21 protein-coding genes are annotated in these 18011 nt (G+C 41.6%); 17 read left to right on the plus strand and 4 right to left on the minus strand.

The window, feature by feature from the left end; genetic code table 11:
• Positions 1-54 precede the first annotated feature (54 nt).
• Entirely contained in the window at positions 55-285 is a 231-nt protein-coding gene (locus NPA43_RS05060) for an IDEAL domain-containing protein (protein ID WP_003210924.1), read from the minus strand.
• Between the two features lie 289 nt (positions 286-574).
• Between NPA43_RS05060 and NPA43_RS05065 the strand changes: the two genes are divergently transcribed.
• The 6 genes from NPA43_RS05065 (at position 575) to NPA43_RS05090 (ending at position 5430) form a co-directional block, all read left to right on the plus strand.
• Complete coding sequence (locus tag NPA43_RS05065; RefSeq protein WP_099728120.1) at positions 575-1153, plus strand: competence protein ComK; 579 nt, start codon at positions 575-577, stop codon at positions 1151-1153.
• A gap of 171 nt (positions 1154-1324) precedes the next feature.
• Positions 1325-2431 carry a D-TA family PLP-dependent enzyme gene (locus NPA43_RS05070; protein ID WP_249705418.1) on the plus strand — a complete coding sequence of 369 codons (1107 nt, stop codon included), beginning with the start codon at positions 1325-1327 and terminating at the stop codon, positions 2429-2431.
• A gap of 30 nt (positions 2432-2461) precedes the next feature.
• Entirely contained in the window at positions 2462-3133 is a 672-nt protein-coding gene (locus NPA43_RS05075) for a helix-turn-helix transcriptional regulator (protein WP_249705419.1), read from the plus strand.
• A gap of 27 nt (positions 3134-3160) precedes the next feature.
• Complete coding sequence (locus NPA43_RS05080) at positions 3161-4270, plus strand: threonine synthase (protein WP_256499444.1); 1110 nt, start codon at positions 3161-3163, stop codon at positions 4268-4270.
• Between the two features lie 19 nt (positions 4271-4289).
• The gene (locus tag NPA43_RS05085; protein WP_230030949.1) at positions 4290-4649 is read left to right on the plus strand and encodes a cupin domain-containing protein; all 360 of its coding nucleotides are present in this window, start codon (positions 4290-4292) and stop codon (positions 4647-4649) included.
• Positions 4650-4950: 301 nt separating this feature from the next.
• Positions 4951-5430: a hypothetical protein gene (locus NPA43_RS05090; protein ID WP_099728124.1), complete on the plus strand. Its 480-nt coding sequence runs from the start codon at positions 4951-4953 to the stop codon at positions 5428-5430.
• A gap of 31 nt (positions 5431-5461) precedes the next feature.
• Here NPA43_RS05090 and pdxR read toward each other — a convergent pair whose 3' ends face one another.
• On the minus strand, positions 5462-6901 hold the full coding sequence (pdxR, locus tag NPA43_RS05095) for a MocR-like pyridoxine biosynthesis transcription factor PdxR (RefSeq protein ID WP_256499445.1): 1440 nt from the start codon (positions 6899-6901) through the stop codon (positions 5462-5464).
• Between the two features lie 146 nt (positions 6902-7047).
• Here pdxR and NPA43_RS05100 point away from each other — a divergent pair, with 146 nt between their 5' ends.
• The 7 genes from NPA43_RS05100 to NPA43_RS05130 all read left to right on the plus strand — a co-directional run bounded on the left by NPA43_RS05100 (position 7048) and on the right by NPA43_RS05130 (position 13433).
• Entirely contained in the window at positions 7048-8217 is a 1170-nt protein-coding gene (locus tag NPA43_RS05100; protein ID WP_249705421.1) for an MFS transporter, read from the plus strand.
• Positions 8218-8282: 65 nt separating this feature from the next.
• Positions 8283-8558, plus strand: a complete 276-nt coding sequence (locus tag NPA43_RS05105) for a barstar family protein (protein WP_099728168.1) — start codon at positions 8283-8285, stop codon at positions 8556-8558.
• 168 nt (positions 8559-8726) lie between these two features.
• Positions 8727-9677: an ABC transporter permease gene (locus NPA43_RS05110; protein ID WP_099728126.1), complete on the plus strand. Its 951-nt coding sequence runs from the start codon at positions 8727-8729 to the stop codon at positions 9675-9677.
• Positions 9670-10620 (plus strand): iron chelate uptake ABC transporter family permease subunit, encoded by a 951-nt coding sequence (locus tag NPA43_RS05115; RefSeq protein ID WP_099728127.1) that lies wholly within the window; start codon positions 9670-9672, stop codon positions 10618-10620. The genes NPA43_RS05110 and NPA43_RS05115 overlap by 8 nt, the downstream gene beginning before the upstream one ends.
• The gene (locus NPA43_RS05120; RefSeq protein WP_099728128.1) at positions 10611-11369 is read left to right on the plus strand and encodes an iron ABC transporter ATP-binding protein; all 759 of its coding nucleotides are present in this window, start codon (positions 10611-10613) and stop codon (positions 11367-11369) included. The genes NPA43_RS05115 and NPA43_RS05120 overlap by 10 nt, the downstream gene beginning before the upstream one ends.
• A 22-nt stretch (positions 11370-11391) precedes the next feature.
• Positions 11392-12336: a siderophore ABC transporter substrate-binding protein gene (locus NPA43_RS05125; RefSeq protein ID WP_256499446.1), complete on the plus strand. Its 945-nt coding sequence runs from the start codon at positions 11392-11394 to the stop codon at positions 12334-12336.
• Positions 12337-12476: 140 nt separating this feature from the next.
• Positions 12477-13433 (plus strand): LCP family protein, encoded by a 957-nt coding sequence (locus NPA43_RS05130; RefSeq protein ID WP_230030945.1) that lies wholly within the window; start codon positions 12477-12479, stop codon positions 13431-13433.
• A gap of 159 nt (positions 13434-13592) precedes the next feature.
• Here the strand turns inward: NPA43_RS05130 and NPA43_RS05135 are convergent, their stop codons facing one another.
• On the minus strand, positions 13593-13955 hold the full coding sequence (locus NPA43_RS05135; protein ID WP_099728131.1) for a YhjD family protein: 363 nt from the start codon (positions 13953-13955) through the stop codon (positions 13593-13595).
• A gap of 161 nt (positions 13956-14116) precedes the next feature.
• Between NPA43_RS05135 and NPA43_RS05140 the strand changes: the two genes are divergently transcribed.
• Positions 14117-14734, plus strand: a complete 618-nt coding sequence (locus NPA43_RS05140; protein ID WP_099728132.1) for a TVP38/TMEM64 family protein — start codon at positions 14117-14119, stop codon at positions 14732-14734.
• Positions 14734-15246, plus strand: coding sequence for a signal peptidase I (gene lepB, locus NPA43_RS05145; RefSeq protein ID WP_230030944.1), 513 nt, complete (start codon positions 14734-14736; stop codon positions 15244-15246). Before NPA43_RS05140 ends, lepB begins: the two co-directional genes overlap by 1 nt.
• 36 nt (positions 15247-15282) lie before the next feature.
• On the opposite strand, the gene NPA43_RS05150 is transcribed toward lepB, so the two are convergent.
• Positions 15283-16428, minus strand: a complete 1146-nt coding sequence (locus NPA43_RS05150) for an AbrB family transcriptional regulator (protein WP_099728134.1) — start codon at positions 16426-16428, stop codon at positions 15283-15285.
• 288 nt (positions 16429-16716) lie between these two features.
• Between NPA43_RS05150 and NPA43_RS05155 the strand changes: the two genes are divergently transcribed.
• Positions 16717-17139 carry a BlaI/MecI/CopY family transcriptional regulator gene (locus NPA43_RS05155; protein ID WP_024425495.1) on the plus strand — a complete coding sequence of 141 codons (423 nt, stop codon included), beginning with the start codon at positions 16717-16719 and terminating at the stop codon, positions 17137-17139.
• Positions 17132-17971, plus strand: a complete 840-nt coding sequence (locus tag NPA43_RS05160) for a M56 family metallopeptidase (RefSeq protein WP_230030943.1) — start codon at positions 17132-17134, stop codon at positions 17969-17971. The genes NPA43_RS05155 and NPA43_RS05160 overlap by 8 nt, the downstream gene beginning before the upstream one ends.
• The last annotated feature ends 40 nt before the right edge of the window (positions 17972-18011 follow it).

Here is an 18011-nt window from a genome sequence, read left to right on the forward strand (position 1 = left end):
CTTGCGGTAAAGAGACGAGTTGCTGTCTCTCTGCCGCAAGTAAAATCATCATGATTAATGTAAGCAGTGTTCTGCATATTGAGCTGAAAGGTCATTGAATCGCTTTTCATCTCGCTGATCCAGTGCCTTATCAATCTCTTCTCTAAGGAAGGTTAAGCGCTGTTTATAAAGCGCCTCATCTAAAACCATTTGAATATAGATGTCTAAAATAGTGACGCCGTTTTCTTCGGTTTTTTGGGTGTTGCGGGACTTCATGAGCTCAGCGTACGTTTTTTTCTCTTTCATAAAGAATCCCCCCGATGCCTTTTTTATAGTATATGGATTGGCAGAGAAAAAATCAACAAGAATTTATAATTTTTAGACAATTTATTTTTGAGCAAAATCGACACCTCTTGTCCAATCGACAGGATATGATATACCTTTAAAAATGACTTTTAGATAGATCGAATGTACTAAAAAATATGATAAAAAGATGATTTTAAATAAATTTTGAAAAAATCCTGTCGTTTCTTATACGTTGGTGATAGATTAATAGTATCTAAAATAACCAAAAATTAACACAGGAGGAAATGAAGTGTCAGGAATTAGCGAAACACCTTTAGATTCATACGTCATTAATCAAACAACGATGGCGGTCCTTCCAATTGAAGAAGGAAAAAGAGTATATTCAAAAGTCATAGAAAGAGAGACAAGCTTTTACGTCGAATTAAAGCCGCTGCAAATCATTGAGCGCAGCTGCAGATTCTTCGGCTCAAGCTATGCAGGCAGAAAGGCGGGAACATACGAAGTAACAGGTATTTCTCACAAGCCTCCGATCGTGATTGACTCATCCAATCATCTGTATTTCTTCCCAACCTATTCATCCAATCGTCCTCAGTGCGGCTGGATCTCCCACAAATATATTCATACCTTCCAAGAATCATCCCTCGGGGACACGATGGTCACGTTTACAAATGAGCAAACGGTCAAATTAGATGTCTCATATAAATCATTTGAGAGTCAGGTACACCGGACAGCGTATCTCCGAACGAAATTTCAAGATCGTCTTGATGGAGGTCTTCCTAAAAAACAAGAATTTATGCTGTATCCAAAGGAACAGCAGCTCAATCTTGTATACGATTTTATTTTAAGAGAACTTCGTAACAGATATTAACCAAAAACCAGCGGCAGAAAGCCGCTGGACTCCTCAACCTTCGCGAGCTTAGCACATCGTCATTTCTTCCTTGTAGAAAAAACAATTGATATTCGTATAAAAAATTATATAATTTAACTGTATCGTATAAAATTTTATATATATCTAATGGCAGTGAAAGGGGATATGATGATGACTTATGATGAACTGGATACGCCGGCGCTATTAATTGATAAACGGGTGATGATGGAGAATATAGCCGTTATGCAGCAATATGCTGATGGTCAGCAAGTAAAACTGCGTCCTCACACGAAAACGCATAAAACGCCTAGGCTTGCCAAAGTGCAGGAGGAGATGGGCGCATCTGGCATGACCGTGGCGAAAGTAGGAGAAGCTGAAGTGATGGCATCTCATGGGCTGACAGATATTTTTATCGCAAATCAAATTGTAGGCGAGACAAAACTAAAGCGAATTCGAAAGCTGGCAGAGTCAATACATATCTCCTTCGGTATTGATTGTGTAGAGCATGTTCATCAAATTGAAGATGTCTTTCGCAAAGCAGAGAAAAAAGCTCAGGTTTTAATTGAGATAGAGGTTGGAGAAGAAAGGTCTGGTGTCATTGAAGAGAGTGATTTCCGTCAAATCTTACAAGCCATTCAGACATGTGAATTCGTTCATTTAAAGGGAATTTTCTCTCATGACGGACATACATACAAGGCGGAAAGTAAAGCACATTGTCAGGCATTATACGAAGATGCTGTGAATCGAACGCTTCAGTTTGCACAGATAGCAGAAGAAGCAGGCATGGTGCTAGAGGTAGTGAGCATTGGGTCAACACCTCCATTCTTATTTCAATTTGATATTCCAAAGGGAGTAACGGAAATCAGACCAGGCACGTATATCTTGATGGATGCTTCCCAGTCCAATGTGCTCGGCACATTTTCACATTGTGCGGCAACCGTGCTGACGACGGTGATCAGTAAACCGACAAAGTCCCGGGTCATTACAGATGTTGGAGCAAAAGGGCTGACGGCTCAAACTCGTACAAAAGGGCTGACCAAAACAAAAGGATTAGGCAAAGTGAAAGAATATGATGATGTATTTGTTTCAAGTGTATTTGACGAGCATGCCATCATCTATCATGAAGACTTCCGCCAAAGTGTAGAGATCGGTGAGAAGGTACAAATTATTCCGAATCACATTTGCCCTGTGGTCAATCTTCATGAAAAAGCATACCTCATTCAAGATGGTGAAGTGGTAGAAGAGCTTGTGGTTGCTTGCAAAGGAAAACTTCAATAAATCAACTGATAGAACAATGGAGTGAAAGAAATGTCAGAAGTGAAATATCAATTCAATCGCTACATACCAATCGCTAAAACGATTGCGCATATGTTTGGCCCTTCTTGTGAAGTGGTCATTCATGATCTGACCCAGCCGCAATCGTCTGTCATTTTTACGATCAACAATCATGTAACAGGGAGAGAGATCGGACAGTCCTTTGATCATCTAGTGAAACAGGTCCTCTTGTCGGATGAATTTGGCGAAGATTATTTAGCCGGCTATGAAATAAAAACAGAGGATGGAAGAACCATCAAAGCGTCTACAACGCTGCTCCGTGATGACAAGGAGCAGGTGATTGGTGCGCTGTGTATCAATTACGACATGAGTGCAGTCAGTCATGTGAAAGAATTGATTGAAGAGCTCGTCCCTGGCTTATCAAAAAAGGTGCCGGCAACGCAGCGTAATGAAGACAAGGATTCACTGCAAAGTGTAGATGAAATTGCGGATCGCCTCATCGAACAAATTATTTCTCATCAAAAAGGATCATTAAAAAAACGTCAAGAAAAAATTGAACTCATACGTTTTATGGATGAGAAAGGTATTTTCCTCATGAAAGGCTCTGTGGATAAAGTAGCGGAGCGTTTAGGTATATCAAAGGTGACAGTTTACAGCTATTTAGACGAATTGAAGAAAATAAAAGAATCAGAGGAAACATCGTAAAGCTTTGAATTCAGTAGGGGGCTGGCTATGTTAAAAGAAACCTATGTTTGTGCTTCATGTCACGCAGTCTATCCAAGTACACCTGATATTTGGAGATGTCCGTGTGGCGGTTTATTGAATGTAGACTGGGAGAGGCCAGCATTTTCAAAGGAACATATTCGAAGTGAATGGCCTGGGATGTGGAGGTATGCGGGCGCACTGCCTTTTCATTCTGAAAACAGTGTGTGGAAAGAGATCACAATGGGAGAAGGATATACGCCGCTTGTGCCGTTATCCCAAGAAGATCCGCATACATTTGTGAAAGTCGATTACATGATGCCTACGCTTTCTTTTAAAGATCGAGGAGCAGCTGTCCTGATCGCAAAGGCGAAAGAGTGGGGCGTCAAAAAGGTCATTGCTGATAGCAGCGGAAACGCAGGAACATCTATTGCCGCCTATGCGAAGCGTGCTCAGGTGGAATGTGATATTTTCCTAGGGGCAGGCACTTCACCGAAAAAAATCGCTCAAATAAAGGCACATGAAGCGAATATTCGTATGGTAGATGGAACCCGCGAGGATGTGGCAAAGGCAGCGCAGCTCGCAGTTCAGCAAGAAGGTACGTTTTATGCTAGTCATGTATTTAATCCGTACTTTTATGAGGGAACAAAAACGTACGCTTACGAAATATGGGAACAGCTTAGAGGCGTGCCGGATACCCTGATCATTCCTGCCGGTAATGGTACACTCTTATTAGGTGTGTACCAAGGTTTCTGTGAACTGTTAGCGGAAGGTCTCATAGAGGTTTTGCCAAAAATCGTCGCGGTTCAAGCAGAAAACTGTGCTCCACTTGCACAAGCTTTTCATGAGCAGTGTCTTGAGAAAGTAACGGTTCAAAATAAAGGAACGATCGCTGAGGGCATTGCGATTGCAGCACCTGAACGTGCAACACAAATCCTTCACGCCATCAAGCAGACAAATGGATATATCGTGACAGCAAACGAGAAAGAAATCAAAGCGGCGCACACAGCACTTGCGGCAAAAGGGTTTTACGTTGAACCGACAACAGCTGCCAATTATGCTGGCTATTTGAAGCATGAAAAAGCGGCACATGAACTGATTGTGATGCCACTATGCGGAGCGGGTTTAAAAGCAGTTTAAATCAAAGGGGGATCACAGATTGAAATCAATTCATCTAAAAGACAAACTCACAACATTTACTGAGCACTGGTCACCGAAGGTCATCGCAGAGATGAATGATGTGCAATTTAAGCTAGTGAAAATACAAGGGGAATTCGTTTGGCATCAGCATGATGATACGGACGAAGTGTTTCTCGTCATTGATGGCCAGATGGGAATTGAGTTTAGAGATGGCAAGGTCGAACTGCATGCAGGAGAAATGTTCGTGATCCCAAAAGGAAAAGAACACAAACCATACGCCAAAGAAGAATGTCATGTCATGCTGGTTGAACCGCGGGGAGTTGTCAATACAGGGGATGCCTCTTCTAAGCTGACAGCAGAAAATGATGTGTGGATTTAATGCAAAGCGAAAAGACGCCGAAAGGGGTCTTTTTTTTTAGAAAAAATCATGAAAATGACATACACTGAAACCAAATATATCTCTCTAGTCGTCTATTGACTGTATCGGCAGGATGTCAATGAAATGACAGGGAAATGTGGATCATTCGACGTCTTTTCATCCATTTGCTCATAAATCACAGAAGTGACACGAGCCGTCTGTTACAATAAAAGAAATCATTTCTTAAAAGTGTTCGTATGAGGTAAAGGATACTCATAGTTGACCGATATGAACGAATGGGAATTAGAAATGGAGGCTCTGTATGAAAAAACGATTGCATTTGATGCTGCTATTCACCGTGACAGTGACATTACTAGCAGCCTGCCATGAAGCAGGTCAGTCGCCTTCAAAACAAGACACAAAAGAAGCTGCGTATGAACAATGGGTTCAGCGTTATATGGATGAGTTAAATGAAGCATATGAAAACATGACAGACCAATTCATTTCAGATGGACATGGAAAGATTCAAGCAAATGGAAAATTGGCAAAAGCGACGAAAGCATTTGATCGTGTGATTCAAAAAGGACTTGCTCATCAAGAAGTTCCAGCTGCGTACAAACAGGCTGACAAACAATTAAAGACAGGCCTTGCTTCATTTGAAAAAGGGATCGATAAGGTGGAGCAGCTGTTGAAGCATCCTGATCACGAAAAGCTGTTTATTTCCGCTACCCATCATTTACAAGATGGTTTGCAACAGATAGCTGCATTTATTGAAGAAGTAGGTCACATACAGCAATCATGAAAAAAGCTTGGAAGTTCACTTCCAGGCTTTTTTAGATGTGAAGTGTTTGCTTTAAACGGCGCACGCCCTCTTGAATCATTTCTTCATCTGTACAGGCGAAACCAAGCAGCAATCCCTTTCTATTGCTTTGATAACAATAGGGGCTTAATGGATAAATTCCGACACCAGCGTCTTTAGCAGCCGCAATACTGCCTTTTTCATCAAAGTGTGGCGCTCCTTCTAAAAAGACATGAAGGCCAGTATCGGTTCCATATAAGTGGAAGTGTTTGTCAAATTGATGTATCAAAAGGGCTTCCATCATAGCCGCCTGCCTTTTTTTATAAAGCTGTCTCATTCGCCTGACATATCGCGTGAATTCTCCTTCTCTGAAGAATGAAGCAAGTGTAATTTGTTCCATGATCGGCAGCTGTCTTTGGATGAGTGATTGCAGCGCAGCGATTTCTTTGATGACAGCTTTGGAGCCGATGATTGCAGCAAGGCGTATGCCGGGTGCCAGCACCTTTGAAAAGCTTAAGATGTATAACACATGATCGGGTGCTTCTGAAAATAAGGAAGGAAGCGGCCCGCCATGATAACGATAATCCCCATCAAAATCATCCTCTAATATATAAGACTGGTGGCTGACAGCAAACTGTATCAATTGCTGTCTTCTGTTTACACTCATACATACACCTGTTGGACGCTGATGGGAAGGCGTCACTGCGATCAGCTTGGTTCGTCCGGGCAGTGCGTTCACAATCATTCCTTCTTCATCTACTGGTGCGGGGTGAATGTTCATTTCACGATGTAAAAACGAAAGCCTTGCCCCAGGAAAACCTGGATCTTCAACAGCGACCGTATCGCCTTTTTTGAGCAGGACTTGTGAAATCAAGTCAATGGCTTGCTGCGTGCCCCCTGTTAACACCATTTGATCTTCTTCTACATCGATTCCGCGTTCAACAGATAAATATTGGCGTATTTCTGAGCGTACTTCCCATAATCCGTGCGGGGAAGAATAGCCCCAATCCTTCAAGTCTAAGCGCTGTAATGCTTTCATAAGCGAGCGTTTCCATATGTTTTGAAAATGTTCGTCGATGGCTGGCTCTTGATGGCGAAAGTCGATATTGAGCTTCTCATGAAATTGATTGGCCGAGAGCCAGTGCTCCATTTGTTTTTCAGCCTCGTCAAAATGAGGCCTAACGGGAAGTGCAAAGGGCGGCTCACTTTGATGGGGAGTGGAAGCGGCGTATTGGTCACTTGAGATAACCTTTGTCCCGCCTCTTCTAGATGTGCTGACATAGCCTCTTGCCAGCAGTTCATCATAGGCAAGCTGTACGGTTGATCTTGATACGTTTAGCTCCTGTGCTAACACGCGTGTCGGCGTTAACTGATCGTTAGGATTCAGTCTTTGTGAATGAATTTTTTGAATGATACCAGTCACGATTTGCTGCCATAGCGGGGTAGAGCTTGAGTGGTCTAAATGAATATACATGAGGCACCTTCTCTCTTTGTCACGTCATCATATGATGATGACACGGAATTATGGACTGGTCAATAGAGTTATTTTTGGATGTGGGAAGAAAGCCAAATGGTGTGTAAACTGTTGTCAGATGTTATTTACATAGAGGAGAGAGTCAAATGATTCCTGCATCAAAAGAAGAAACGGCACAACGATCCATGATCCCGTTTATTTTCGTTTTATTTGGTCTTTTCATGATTACGACCGCTGTGAATCTGCAAGTGCCTCTTTATACGGCGTATGCAGATCAAGCGGGGTATGGAAAGGCGGCAACAGCACTTGTGTTTGCTGCGTATGTATTCGGACTTATTCCAGTATTGCTTTTTCTCGGCGGCATTTCTGACCGGGCTGGACGCAAACCCATTTTATTGGTCGCGCTTTGCTTTTCGTTATGTGCCACCCTTTTGATGGTCGTGCATCCTTCCATACAGATGCTCTTTGCTGCCCGGATGCTGCAAGGAGTGGGTCTTGGTCTAAGTGTTGGAACATGCACGGCCTATTTGATTGCTTTATATCCAGAGAAATCAGGCTGGATACCAACTTTTATTGCATTATGTAGTTCGGTTGGATTTGGGGGAGGTGCTCTTTTTACAGCGCTTCTTTCTTTTCAAAGTGTGTCGCTCACACCGCTTAGCTATTGGATTGTTTTGGTCTTTTTGATGCTGACGATTGTTGGTGTATTCTTTTTTGTGCCGCCTATACAAGGAAATGCGAGTAAACCGATGATGAATATGCCAAGGTTTCCAAAAGGGACGATGCCGGCGAACTTGGCGATTGCCATCGCATGGTCAGTGTGTGGGCTTGTGATTTCTATTTTGCCAGCACAGCTGCAATTAAATGGATATGAATTATGGGTAGGGCCGGCGCTGTTTTTTATTAATATAGCAGGTGTCCTCATGCAGCCCTTTGTTCGTAAGATGAACAGCAGTGCAGCGCTCCGGGTGGGTTTTATCTGTCTTCCGTGCGGATATGGCCTGCTGCTGTTCGGCGCAAATGGCGGGTCCATCTTCCTTGTACTTGCCGGGACCATGCTTGCGGGCACTGCTTGCTATGGATTTACTTACTTAGGTGGTCTTCAGCTGATTGTCAAGCGAGGGAAGAAGGAGGCGGCTAGAGCGGTTGCAGGATATTACTTGTTTGCTTACTTAGGTCTTGGCATTCCGAGTGTTTTTGTCGGTCTCTTTGCTGATATGTACGGTACTCAGACGGTGTTAACCCTCTTTTTCTTGGTCGTTTTGGCCGCCTGTCTCATACTGTTTATCTCAGGTTTCAGACGGAAACAAAAGTGAAATGTCCATCTTTCTCTTTTTTGATCAATTCGTTTAAAATAAAGGCAAGAGGGGGGAAGATGAATATGAAAAAAGTGCGGCTGGACGGTGCGATATGCAGGTCGCAAGAGGAGCTTCATGACCAACTAAAAACAGTTTTGCACCTTCCTGACTACTACGGGAAAAACCTTGATGCCCTTTGGGACTGTTTAACAGGAGAAGTGAATCTTCCTGTAGAGCTTACATGGGTGAATTTTCAAACAAGTAAAGACGCTCTTGGCCATTATGCAGAGAGCTTGCGGCAGTTATTTCAAGAAGCAGAAGAGGAACTGAAGGGACAATTTCAAGTGAACATTCAATAATTGGGGAAAAAGCAGCTGATAACGTAGGCTGTTTTTTTTATGAGCTTCGGTCCTTTCTCATTACGGTATTGAATATTTCACTAGATGTGATAATATATGAACTGCTGCTTAATTGATAATGATAATCATTTATAGCGGAGAGAGCTTGATAGAAAGTGAGAAACCTGTATGAAGTTGTATCAATTAAGTTTGTTATTTGTGTGTTTGGCATGTGCATCACTGTTTGTCGGTGTACAGGATCTGTCTATTTTACAGCTGTTTCATTTAACAGATGGACAAATGCATACCTTATTGTCAAGTCGCATCCCACGGCTGATGAGTATTGTGCTTGCTGGCATGAGCCTTAGTTTATGCGGCTTTATTATGCAAAGCATGACAAGGAATAAATTTGTTTCACCAACCACAGCAGGAACAATGGATTGGGCCAAGCTTGGTATTTTAGCAGCTATGCTCGTTTTTACACATGCGAGCCCGCTCACGAAAATGGGCATCGCATTTTTATTTACTCTAGCTGGCAATCTCCTATTCTTAAAAATCCTTCGCCATATTAAGGTGAACGATACGATCTATGTACCGTTAGTCGGATTAATGTTTGGCGGGATCGTCAGTGCAATATCTACGTTTATCGCCTATAAATATGATCTGATCCAAAACGTATCTGCATGGCTTCAAGGGGATTTTTCTCTTATTGTTCAGGGGCGTTATGAACTGCTCTATGTGAGTGTTCCACTTTTGATCATTGCGTATTTATATGCTGACCGCTTTACAGTGGCTGGTATGGGCGAGAGCTTTGCTGTCAACTTAGGTTTAACGTATAAACGTGTGATGGCGGTTGGTTTGGTGATCGTTTCGATGATTACGTCTGTCACCATTTTAACAGTCGGAATGCTGCCATTTCTCGGCTTAATCATTCCTAATATTGTATCGATCTATCGAGGCGATCACTTGAAAAAAAGCCTCCCGCATACAGCCTTACTAGGTGCCATTTTTGTTCTGATTTGTGATGTGCTCGGAAGGGTGATCATTTATCCATATGAAATTTCAGTTGGGCTCATGGTAGGCATCATCGGAAGTGCGATCTTCCTGTACATGCTATTAAGGAGGAAACGCTATGCATAAGAAACGTATATTATTTCTCATTGCAGCCATTGCAGCCGTGCTGGTCGTGATCTTCATCACCTTTCAAATGGGATACTGGCAGTACACAGTCCCGAGCCGTTTAAAGAAAGTGCTTGCGATGACATTGACGGGAGGCGCTATTGCCTTTTCATCTGTTGTGTTTCAAACGTTGACCAACAATCGAATCTTAACGCCAAGCATTTTAGGCTTAGACGCACTTTACTTGTTTTTACAAACAGCGATTATTTATCTTTTTGGATCGACCAATTTGATGATCGTCAATAAAAACCTGAATTTTTTCCTTTGCGTTGGGCTGATGATTCTTTTTTCCGTGCTGCTCTATACGGTGATGTTCAAACGTAAAAACAAGCACATTTTCTTACTTCTACTTGTTGGTATTGTATTTGGTACATTGTTCAAAAGTCTTTCTTCCTTTATGGAAATGCTCATTGATCCGAATGAATACCAGGTCGTACAGGATAAATCCTTTGCAAGCTTTAACCACATGAATACGGATATCCTACTCATTGCCTCTGTTTTATTTGTAGCGTTATGTCTTTATATTTGGACATTCCGCTCCAAATTAGATGTGATGTCCCTAGGAAAGGAACATGCTGTGAATCTAGGGATTGACTATGACGGCATCACAAAAAAGATGCTGATCGTGATTGCCGTCCTTGTGTCTATCGCAACGGCTCTTGTCGGACCTATTACGTTTCTTGGCTTACTCGTCGTGAATGTGGCAAGAGAGCTATTTCGTACATACCGGCATACGTACTTGCTATTAGGCTCTTTTTTCATCAGTGTCACTGCCCTTGTAGGCGGGGAGTTTCTTGTAGAAAAGGTATTTACTTTTCAAACGCCGCTGAGTGTCTTGATTGATTTAGTCGGCGGATTGTATTTTATTTACTTACTTTTAAAGGAGAGTCGTTCATGGTCGTGATGAAGGGAGTCAGTAAGACATATAACGGAAAAACAGTGCTTCACAAAACAACTGTCAGTGTGAAAAAAGGACAGCTGACCTCTCTCATTGGTCCAAATGGTGCGGGCAAGAGCACGCTTTTGTCCATCATGAGCCGCCTGATTCAGCCAGACACAGGTGCAGCTTATTTAGAAGACAAACCATATAGTGCGTATCCTCCGCAGGAGCTTGCGAAAAAGATGAGTATTTTAAAGCAGTCCAATCACATGAGTGTGCGCCTGACCGTACGGGAGCTTGTCAGCTTTGGCCGTTTTCCTTACTCACAAGGCCATCTGACAAAAGAGGATGAGAAGATGATCGATGTGTCTCTTCAATACATGAGGCTCGTCGATATTCAGCATCAATACTTAGATGAACTAAGCGGCGGACAAAGGCAAAGAGCCTTTATTGCGATGGTACTGGCTCAGGATACGGATTATATTTTCCTAGATGAGCCTTTAAACAATTTGGACATGAATCATTCTGTTGAGATGATGAAGCTGTTTAAGCAGCTCGTCCATGATCTCGGGAAAACGATTGTTGTGGTTCTCCATGATATTAACTTTGCATCTGTGTATTCTGATCATATCGTCGCCTTAAAAGATGGACAGGTGATCCAAGAAGGCGGAGTAGATGAAGTGATTCAAACAGATGCACTTGAACAAATTTATGACATGCGCATACCGATTGAAGTCATTCGTGGTGAGCGTATTTGCTTATATTTTTCTTAAAAAAATGAAGAGGTGATCAAGCATGAAAAAATGGATATGGATGATGACTGTATTAACAGCGATTGTTGTACTCGCTGCCTGCGGTAACCAAGGGAAAACAGAAGGAACAAATGAGGAAACCGTGACGGTAAAAGACATGTTGAATAAAGATGGCGTGAAAATCAAGAAAAACCCGAAAAAAGTCGTCGTGTTTGATATGGGAAGTCTTGATACGCTGGACAAACTAGGTGTGAATGTGACAGCTTTACCAAAACAAGTCGTGCCAACATATTTATCCAAATATGAAGGTGGCAAATATGAGAATGTCGGCGGCTTAAAAGAGCCGAACTTTGAAAAAATTGCAGAGCTCAACCCGGATTTGATCATTATTCAGCACCGTCAAGCAGATGCATTCGACGAATTTACTAAAATTGCTCCTACGATTTTGATGGATGTAGACACTGCCAACTATATGGAATCATTTAAAAAGAATGCCACGACGTTAGGGGAGATTTTTGATAAGGAAGATGAAGTCAAAAAAGAACTTGCAGCCATTGATCAAAAAGTGGATGCATTAAAGAAACAAGCAAAAGAGTTGAAACAAAATGGGTTGGTGATCATGGCGAACGACAGCAAAATGACTGCCTTTGGATCTAAATCAAGATATGGTCTCATCCATGATGTGTTTGGTATCACACCGGCAGATCGAAAGCTTGAGCCATCTGATAAACACGGCCAAAGCATTTCGTATGAGTACATGGTCAAAACGAATCCAGATTTCTTATTTGTCGTTGATCGAGGCGCAGCGATCGGAGAGGAAACGTCTGCGAAACAGCTTGTTGAAAATGATTATGTGAAATCAGTTAAAGCGATCAAAAACAATCATGTGGTGTATTTGAACTCAGATATGTGGTATTTATCTGGCGGCGGCCTTGAATCATTGACTGCCATGATTGATGAAGTGAAGCAAGGAATTGAACAAAAATAATGGATGAAAAGCTGCTCGTCTTGAGCGGCTTTTTTAATTGTGGATTCATAAAAATATGTTGCGTGCAGGAAACTTTCAGTGAAATATGTTATAGTGGAACCTACATTGATAGACTAAGATAGAGTGAGGGTTCGGAAAGGATGAAGGAGAAAACAAGATCAAAAAGAAGGCTGAGACCTTGGGTGAAAGTCGTGCTGTTTATCATGGCATTTGTCATGTTGATGGCGGTATCTGTGACAGGATACGCATATTATAAAATTTCAAAAGCGTCGAATAAGGCGCAAGTCTCGTTAGAAAGAGGAGACACCTCGCAAAAGCGTGTGAAAGCTTTTGATCCAGGGAAGGATAGCTTTTCGGTGCTGCTGCTTGGAATTGACAGTCGTCCAGGTGAAACGGTAGATGAAGCAAGAAGTGATGCGGTCTTACTGGCGGCGGTGAACCGAACAGAGAAAACCATCAAGCTCCTCAGTATTCCTCGTGATTCTTATGTAGATATTCCGGGAAGAGGATATGATAAAATCGCCCACGCCCATGCGTTTGGGAGTGCAGATTTGTCAGTCAAAACGGTAGAAAACGTGTTGAATATTCCGGTAGACTATGTGATTTCAGGAAACTTTAAGGCGTTTCAAGACATTGTAGACGAGCTAAATGGAATTGAAGTAACGATTGAAGATGAAGGCATCGCCAAACAAATGGAAAAGGATTCAAAGGGGAAAGTTCATGTGCAAACAGGCACACATACACTGAATGGCGAAGAAGCATTAGCCTTTGTGAGAACGAGAAAGGCAGATAGTGACCTCATGCGTGGAAAGCGCCAAATGGAAGCACTTCAAGCCATCTTTGAAAAATCTAAATCCATTTCTTCGATCCCGTCATATGACAACATCATTGATACACTCGGTGATAACGTCTCAACCAATTTGTCCATGAAGCAGTTTATCGGACTTTTCCCGTTACTAAGCTCATTGAAATCAGTGGAGACCATTCAGTTAAAGGGACATGATTATCAGCCTGGGAATGTGTATTACTTTGAGTTAGATGGAGCAGGGTTGGAAGAAGTCAGAACAGAGCTGAGAGAACAGCTTGAATTATCATAAATAAGAATGAGCCTGCCGCCGCGGCAGGCTTTATTCTTTTAATAGTAGAGGGTTGCAGGCATCGTTGGGTACCACACGCCATTTAAAGCAAGCGCCCAGCCATCGATCAATTCGGCAAAAATCGAAGGGTCTCTTTATTTTTGTAAAATATAACCATTTTTAATTTTCTTGATGGAGAAAATAACGAGTAAGCAGTTCCTCTACACGATGCCGTATACGCGGATTAAAGTATTTATGCTTTTCTTCATAGCCATTCATGATAAATAAATACGTCGTAAACCCTTCATCGTGTTCAATTTGCTGTACCTTCATTTTTTCTTTACGTAAATGCTGCTTCAGCTGATAAAGTGCTTTTTGAGCTTCCTGTAATGCAGAGGTGACAAGCCGAATATATGGTTCATTTAGTTTAAATGTTTGATGTTCTTTTAAGTGTGTCAAATCACGATTGAGGATGGAGATGACCATTGGAAGAAAGATGGCCTGTTCCATCATCTGAAGCTGTATTGTTGATAGTCTTGTCATGTCCATACCTGCTTTCTTTATGAATAGAACATTTGTTCTTGTTTATTATATCGAATGAGTCAAAGAATCTCAAGGGGGGGATGGAGAGGGGATTCATTTGTATATTTTTATGTTTTCCATGTAAAATGAAAAGTAGACAAACCTTGAAGGAGTCAAACAAGTTGCCATCATTTCTTTCTATCTTTACTCATGAAAATATCACATCATTTTTTGAGAGCTACAAGGCCTTTGGACCAATTGTGGCTATATTGCTCCCTTTAATAGAAGCATTTCTACCGTTTTTACCTCTTGTTGCGTTTGCTGTGGCAAATGCAAATGCGTTCGGCCTTTGGGAAGGCTTTTTATTGACCTGGATCGGTGCAAGCGCAGGGTCTATCCTTGTCTTTGTACTGATCAGAAAATTTGGGCAGATGAGAATGCTGAACTTTATCAGCAGACACCCTTCCATTAAGAAATTGATGCTTTGGGTGGAAAAGCGGGGATTTGGTCCGTTATTTATTTTACTCTGCTTTCCTTTCACACCTTCGGCTGCCGTTAATGTAGTAGCAGGTCTCTCAAGAATTAGCATCTGGCAATTTTCATTAGCTGCTTTATCAGGTAAGTGTGTCATGCTCTTTATCATTAGTTTTATTGGCTATGATCTTTCTGCTTTAGTAAAGAATCCGTTAAGAAGTGTTTTTGCGGTTCTAGTTATCGCTTTATTATGGTATGTTGGAAAGAGAGTAGAAAATAGGTTGAATATTCGAATGAGCAAGCGTGAGGACAAAGGAGGCTCTTAATGAAAAAGAAGCCATTACTATGGTTGATGATTATTACATCCATCGTCTTATTGTTCCAAGTAAAGAATTTCATGTTTGTCACGTACAAAGTAGAAGGGGTTAGTATGGACCCGACATTTACAGATGGAACAGAATTATTAATCAATAAGTTCTCGCCAAAACTCACGAAAATTAACCGGTTTGATTACGTTTTATTTCACGGGCCTAAAAATCAAATTTTGATCAAACGGGTCATTGGGCTTCCAGGAGAAAAGATCAAGTATGAAGATGATCAGCTATTTGTCAACGGAGCAAAGTGGAAAGAACCGTACTTAAAAGAACAGAAAAAACATAAAATGGGGAACGTCCTGACAGGAGATTTTCAGCTGAAAGCCATCACAGGACACGATAAAATACAAAAAAATCATTACTTCGTGGTCGGAGATAACCGAATACATAGCTTTGACAGCCGGCATTTTGGGACCATCTCAAAGGACCAAGTAGTCGGTGTAAAGAGGAATAACGATGAATAAAAAAGAGGCGCTCTGCTCATGCAAAGCGTCTCTTTTTTATTTTGCAGCTTTATAATCAGTCTGTCTTTTTGCCCAGAAATGATGTAAGAATCGAAAAAACGGTGGCAGCATGGCAATCACAAGAATGATTCTGACGACTTGTACAGCGACAACAAAGGTAGAGTCCTCGTGAAGGGTGACTGCTGTTGTCGCCATTTCTGCAATACCCCCAGGCGAAAAAGCAAGAATGGCTGTAATGACAGAAATACCTGTGATTTCTGCAATGGCAATTGAACTGAGAACAGTCGCAGCAATCAGCCCGGCTGAACTGACGACGGCCACAATGAAGGTGTTTTTTAGCCCAACAAACATCTGCTTATTCATTTTTGAACCGATGGTGGCACCTAGAAATACCTGTGAAGCAATATTCGTTTGTGCTGGCCAATAAGGAATCAAATCATGACCTGTGAGCGCACCTGCACCTACTTGAAGAGCTGCGACCCCTAACATGCTGCCGATCAGCCAAGGGGCAGGAAAGTGAAGCCGAACCGCTAGGCGTGACATGAGCCACGCCCCTAAAATGAGCGCGGCGGTCCAAGAGATGTTTGACAGTGTGAAAACGCCTGATGAGAAGGCACTGCCCTGTGCTGCTATAACCGCATCAGATTGATTTTTTGTATTTAAATAGAACACCGTAAATGGGATGGTGAGTACAACCATTAATACACGTATCGTTTGTACGAGACTCACAACAGCTGTATTTGCTCCAACCTCTTGGGCAATCCCCGGCATTGCGGATAGGCCGCCTGGTGCAGTTCCGACAAAGCTGGTCAGCATATCTGTTTTGCTCAGCTTCCATAAGAGAAAGCCGGAGAGCATCGCTAGTAGAATAGAAAAGACGAGCATGAAACTCACTGGGAGCCAATTGTCAGCGAAAATGTGAATGACTTTCATGTTCATTTTCTGTCCAAGTTCGATTCCGAGAATGAATTGACCAAGGAGTAGCCATCTGCTGTGAATACGTATGGTGTTGTTTCCTTTACGCTGAAACAGGGTGGGGCGGCGCATGGCAATAAATGCAGCTGTGATTAACGTACCGACCATCCAGCCAATAGACATTCCTGTTAAAGACAAAAGAAATCCACCTAAACCGCTTATCGCGATCAGAATCAGATCGGCTCGAAGGCTGTTTCCTTGTTTCATCACATGTAAACCTTCTTCCTATATGTTTGTTCAGTAAGTGAAATGTTGTTATATTCACTATAATACAAAAGTCTCTATAAATAAAATACGAATTTTTTCACCATTTTCATAAGATTATCTTATCGTTAATACGCTCTATTTATCTTCATGTAATAATATCGGATTTATATAAATAAAGATATCATTTTTACCAAAAGCAACAACAACACACAACGATTTTCCCCTATTTTTGTTATCAGTTGACTATCATTTTCAATTACACTACAATGCATAGTGTGGGGTGATGACATGAAAATTCCTTCTTTTAAATATAACGAAAAGGGATTGAATCGTTTTTTTGGTCCTTTAGAGGGAAGGATTATGGAGATTCTTTATCAAGGCGAGGATATGCCGATTAAAGAGGTACAGCAGAAGCTGTCAGATGAGAAGCCGATTAATTTCAACACGGTGATGACTGTGCTGAATCGCTTAACCGAAAAAGGAATTGTGGAAAAGAAAACAAAAGGGCGTTCATCTATTTATAATCCCATTTTAACAAAAGAAGAATTTCTAAATGAGCAAACAAAGTGGATTACGCAAGGGCTGATGGATGATTTCGGTCCACTGGCAGTGAATCATATGGTAGATGCGATTGAAAGTGCTGATCCTGAATTACTCAAAGTACTTGAAGCAAGGCTTGCATCAAAAAAAGAGGAGCAGCAAAATGAATAAAATGAAGTCGAGTCTGCTTTTTTTAGGCGGTATATTGATTGGTTTAGCGATTTTTTATCAGATGGGGTATTATGTGCTCTCAAGCTTTTTCGGGTGGAATCAAGCATATAACCTGATCCATGTATGCCAGTCTGTTCTCGAATTCTACGGATTCACTCCTTTAAAATATTTTCTGGATGCTTTAGTTCTCTACACATTGGGATTTGCGGTTTTCTATATGACGAAGCAAATCAGAAAGTACATCCAATTCAAAGGAAATATGATGATGGCAGTCGATCAGGAAACGACCGATTTTCTATCAGAGAAATATGCAAACGACATCATTGTTTTTCATTGTCATGAACCACTTGCTTTTGCAATGGGGATGCTTCATCCAAAGGTTTACTTATCAACGGCACTTATGGACATGCTTGATGAAGGGGAGATTGATGCTGTTGTTCATCATGAATTGCATCACAAATACAGCTATGACCCTTTAAAGGCTTTCGCTTTTTCAATGCTCACAAAAGTGATTTGGTACATTCCAGTGTTAAAGCATATGAGACAAAGTTACTCCGTTTTTCGTGAAGTGATTGCAGATGACTATGCTATTCGGCAGACAGGCACGGAGCTTGGAGTGGGGCAGGCCCTCTTGAAACTCATTAAAAAGAGAACCCAGTTTCAAAAACAAACGAAGTTTGCGGTGTCCTTTGGAGATCGGGCGTTAAATTTAAGAATACAAAAGATCTTAAACCCAACATACAATATTCCTTTCAATGTACCGCTCATTCCAATCGTGACATCAGCCATCCTCATGGTGGTCTTAATGATTATGCTCAACCTAAATTACTAGTTTTTTTACTTATTCACATTACATTATGTAGTGTAAAAAC

The organism is Bacillus pumilus (assembly GCF_024498355.1).
GTDB classification, from domain to species: Bacteria; Bacillota; Bacilli; order Bacillales; family Bacillaceae; genus Bacillus; species Bacillus pumilus_P.

Excerpts from the sequence above, each read along its gene's own strand:
- NPA43_RS05060 (WP_003210924.1), bottom strand. The coding sequence starts at position 285 with ATGAAAGAGAAAAAAACGTACGCTGAGCTCATGAAGTCCCGCAACACC.
- NPA43_RS05070 (WP_249705418.1), top strand. The coding sequence starts at position 1,325 with ATGACTTATGATGAACTGGATACGCCGGCGCTATTAATTGATAAACGG.
- NPA43_RS05075 (WP_249705419.1), top strand. The coding sequence starts at position 2,462 with ATGTCAGAAGTGAAATATCAATTCAATCGCTACATACCAATCGCTAAA.
- NPA43_RS05080 (WP_256499444.1), top strand. The coding sequence starts at position 3,161 with ATGTTAAAAGAAACCTATGTTTGTGCTTCATGTCACGCAGTCTATCCA.
- NPA43_RS05090 (WP_099728124.1), top strand. The coding sequence starts at position 4,951 with ATGAAAAAACGATTGCATTTGATGCTGCTATTCACCGTGACAGTGACA.
- pdxR (WP_256499445.1), bottom strand. The coding sequence starts at position 6,901 with ATGTATATTCATTTAGACCACTCAAGCTCTACCCCGCTATGGCAGCAA.
- NPA43_RS05100 (WP_249705421.1), top strand. The coding sequence starts at position 7,048 with ATGATTCCTGCATCAAAAGAAGAAACGGCACAACGATCCATGATCCCG.
- NPA43_RS05105 (WP_099728168.1), top strand. The coding sequence starts at position 8,283 with ATGAAAAAAGTGCGGCTGGACGGTGCGATATGCAGGTCGCAAGAGGAG.
- NPA43_RS05110 (WP_099728126.1), top strand. The coding sequence starts at position 8,727 with ATGAAGTTGTATCAATTAAGTTTGTTATTTGTGTGTTTGGCATGTGCA.
- NPA43_RS05115 (WP_099728127.1), top strand. The coding sequence starts at position 9,670 with ATGCATAAGAAACGTATATTATTTCTCATTGCAGCCATTGCAGCCGTG.
- NPA43_RS05120 (WP_099728128.1), top strand. The coding sequence starts at position 10,611 with ATGGTCGTGATGAAGGGAGTCAGTAAGACATATAACGGAAAAACAGTG.
- NPA43_RS05125 (WP_256499446.1), top strand. The coding sequence starts at position 11,392 with ATGAAAAAATGGATATGGATGATGACTGTATTAACAGCGATTGTTGTA.
- NPA43_RS05130 (WP_230030945.1), top strand. The coding sequence starts at position 12,477 with ATGAAGGAGAAAACAAGATCAAAAAGAAGGCTGAGACCTTGGGTGAAA.
- NPA43_RS05135 (WP_099728131.1), bottom strand. The coding sequence starts at position 13,955 with ATGACAAGACTATCAACAATACAGCTTCAGATGATGGAACAGGCCATC.
- lepB (WP_230030944.1), top strand. The coding sequence starts at position 14,734 with ATGAAAAAGAAGCCATTACTATGGTTGATGATTATTACATCCATCGTC.
- NPA43_RS05150 (WP_099728134.1), bottom strand. The coding sequence starts at position 16,428 with ATGAAACAAGGAAACAGCCTTCGAGCCGATCTGATTCTGATCGCGATA.
- NPA43_RS05155 (WP_024425495.1), top strand. The coding sequence starts at position 16,717 with ATGAAAATTCCTTCTTTTAAATATAACGAAAAGGGATTGAATCGTTTT.
- NPA43_RS05160 (WP_230030943.1), top strand. The coding sequence starts at position 17,132 with ATGAATAAAATGAAGTCGAGTCTGCTTTTTTTAGGCGGTATATTGATT.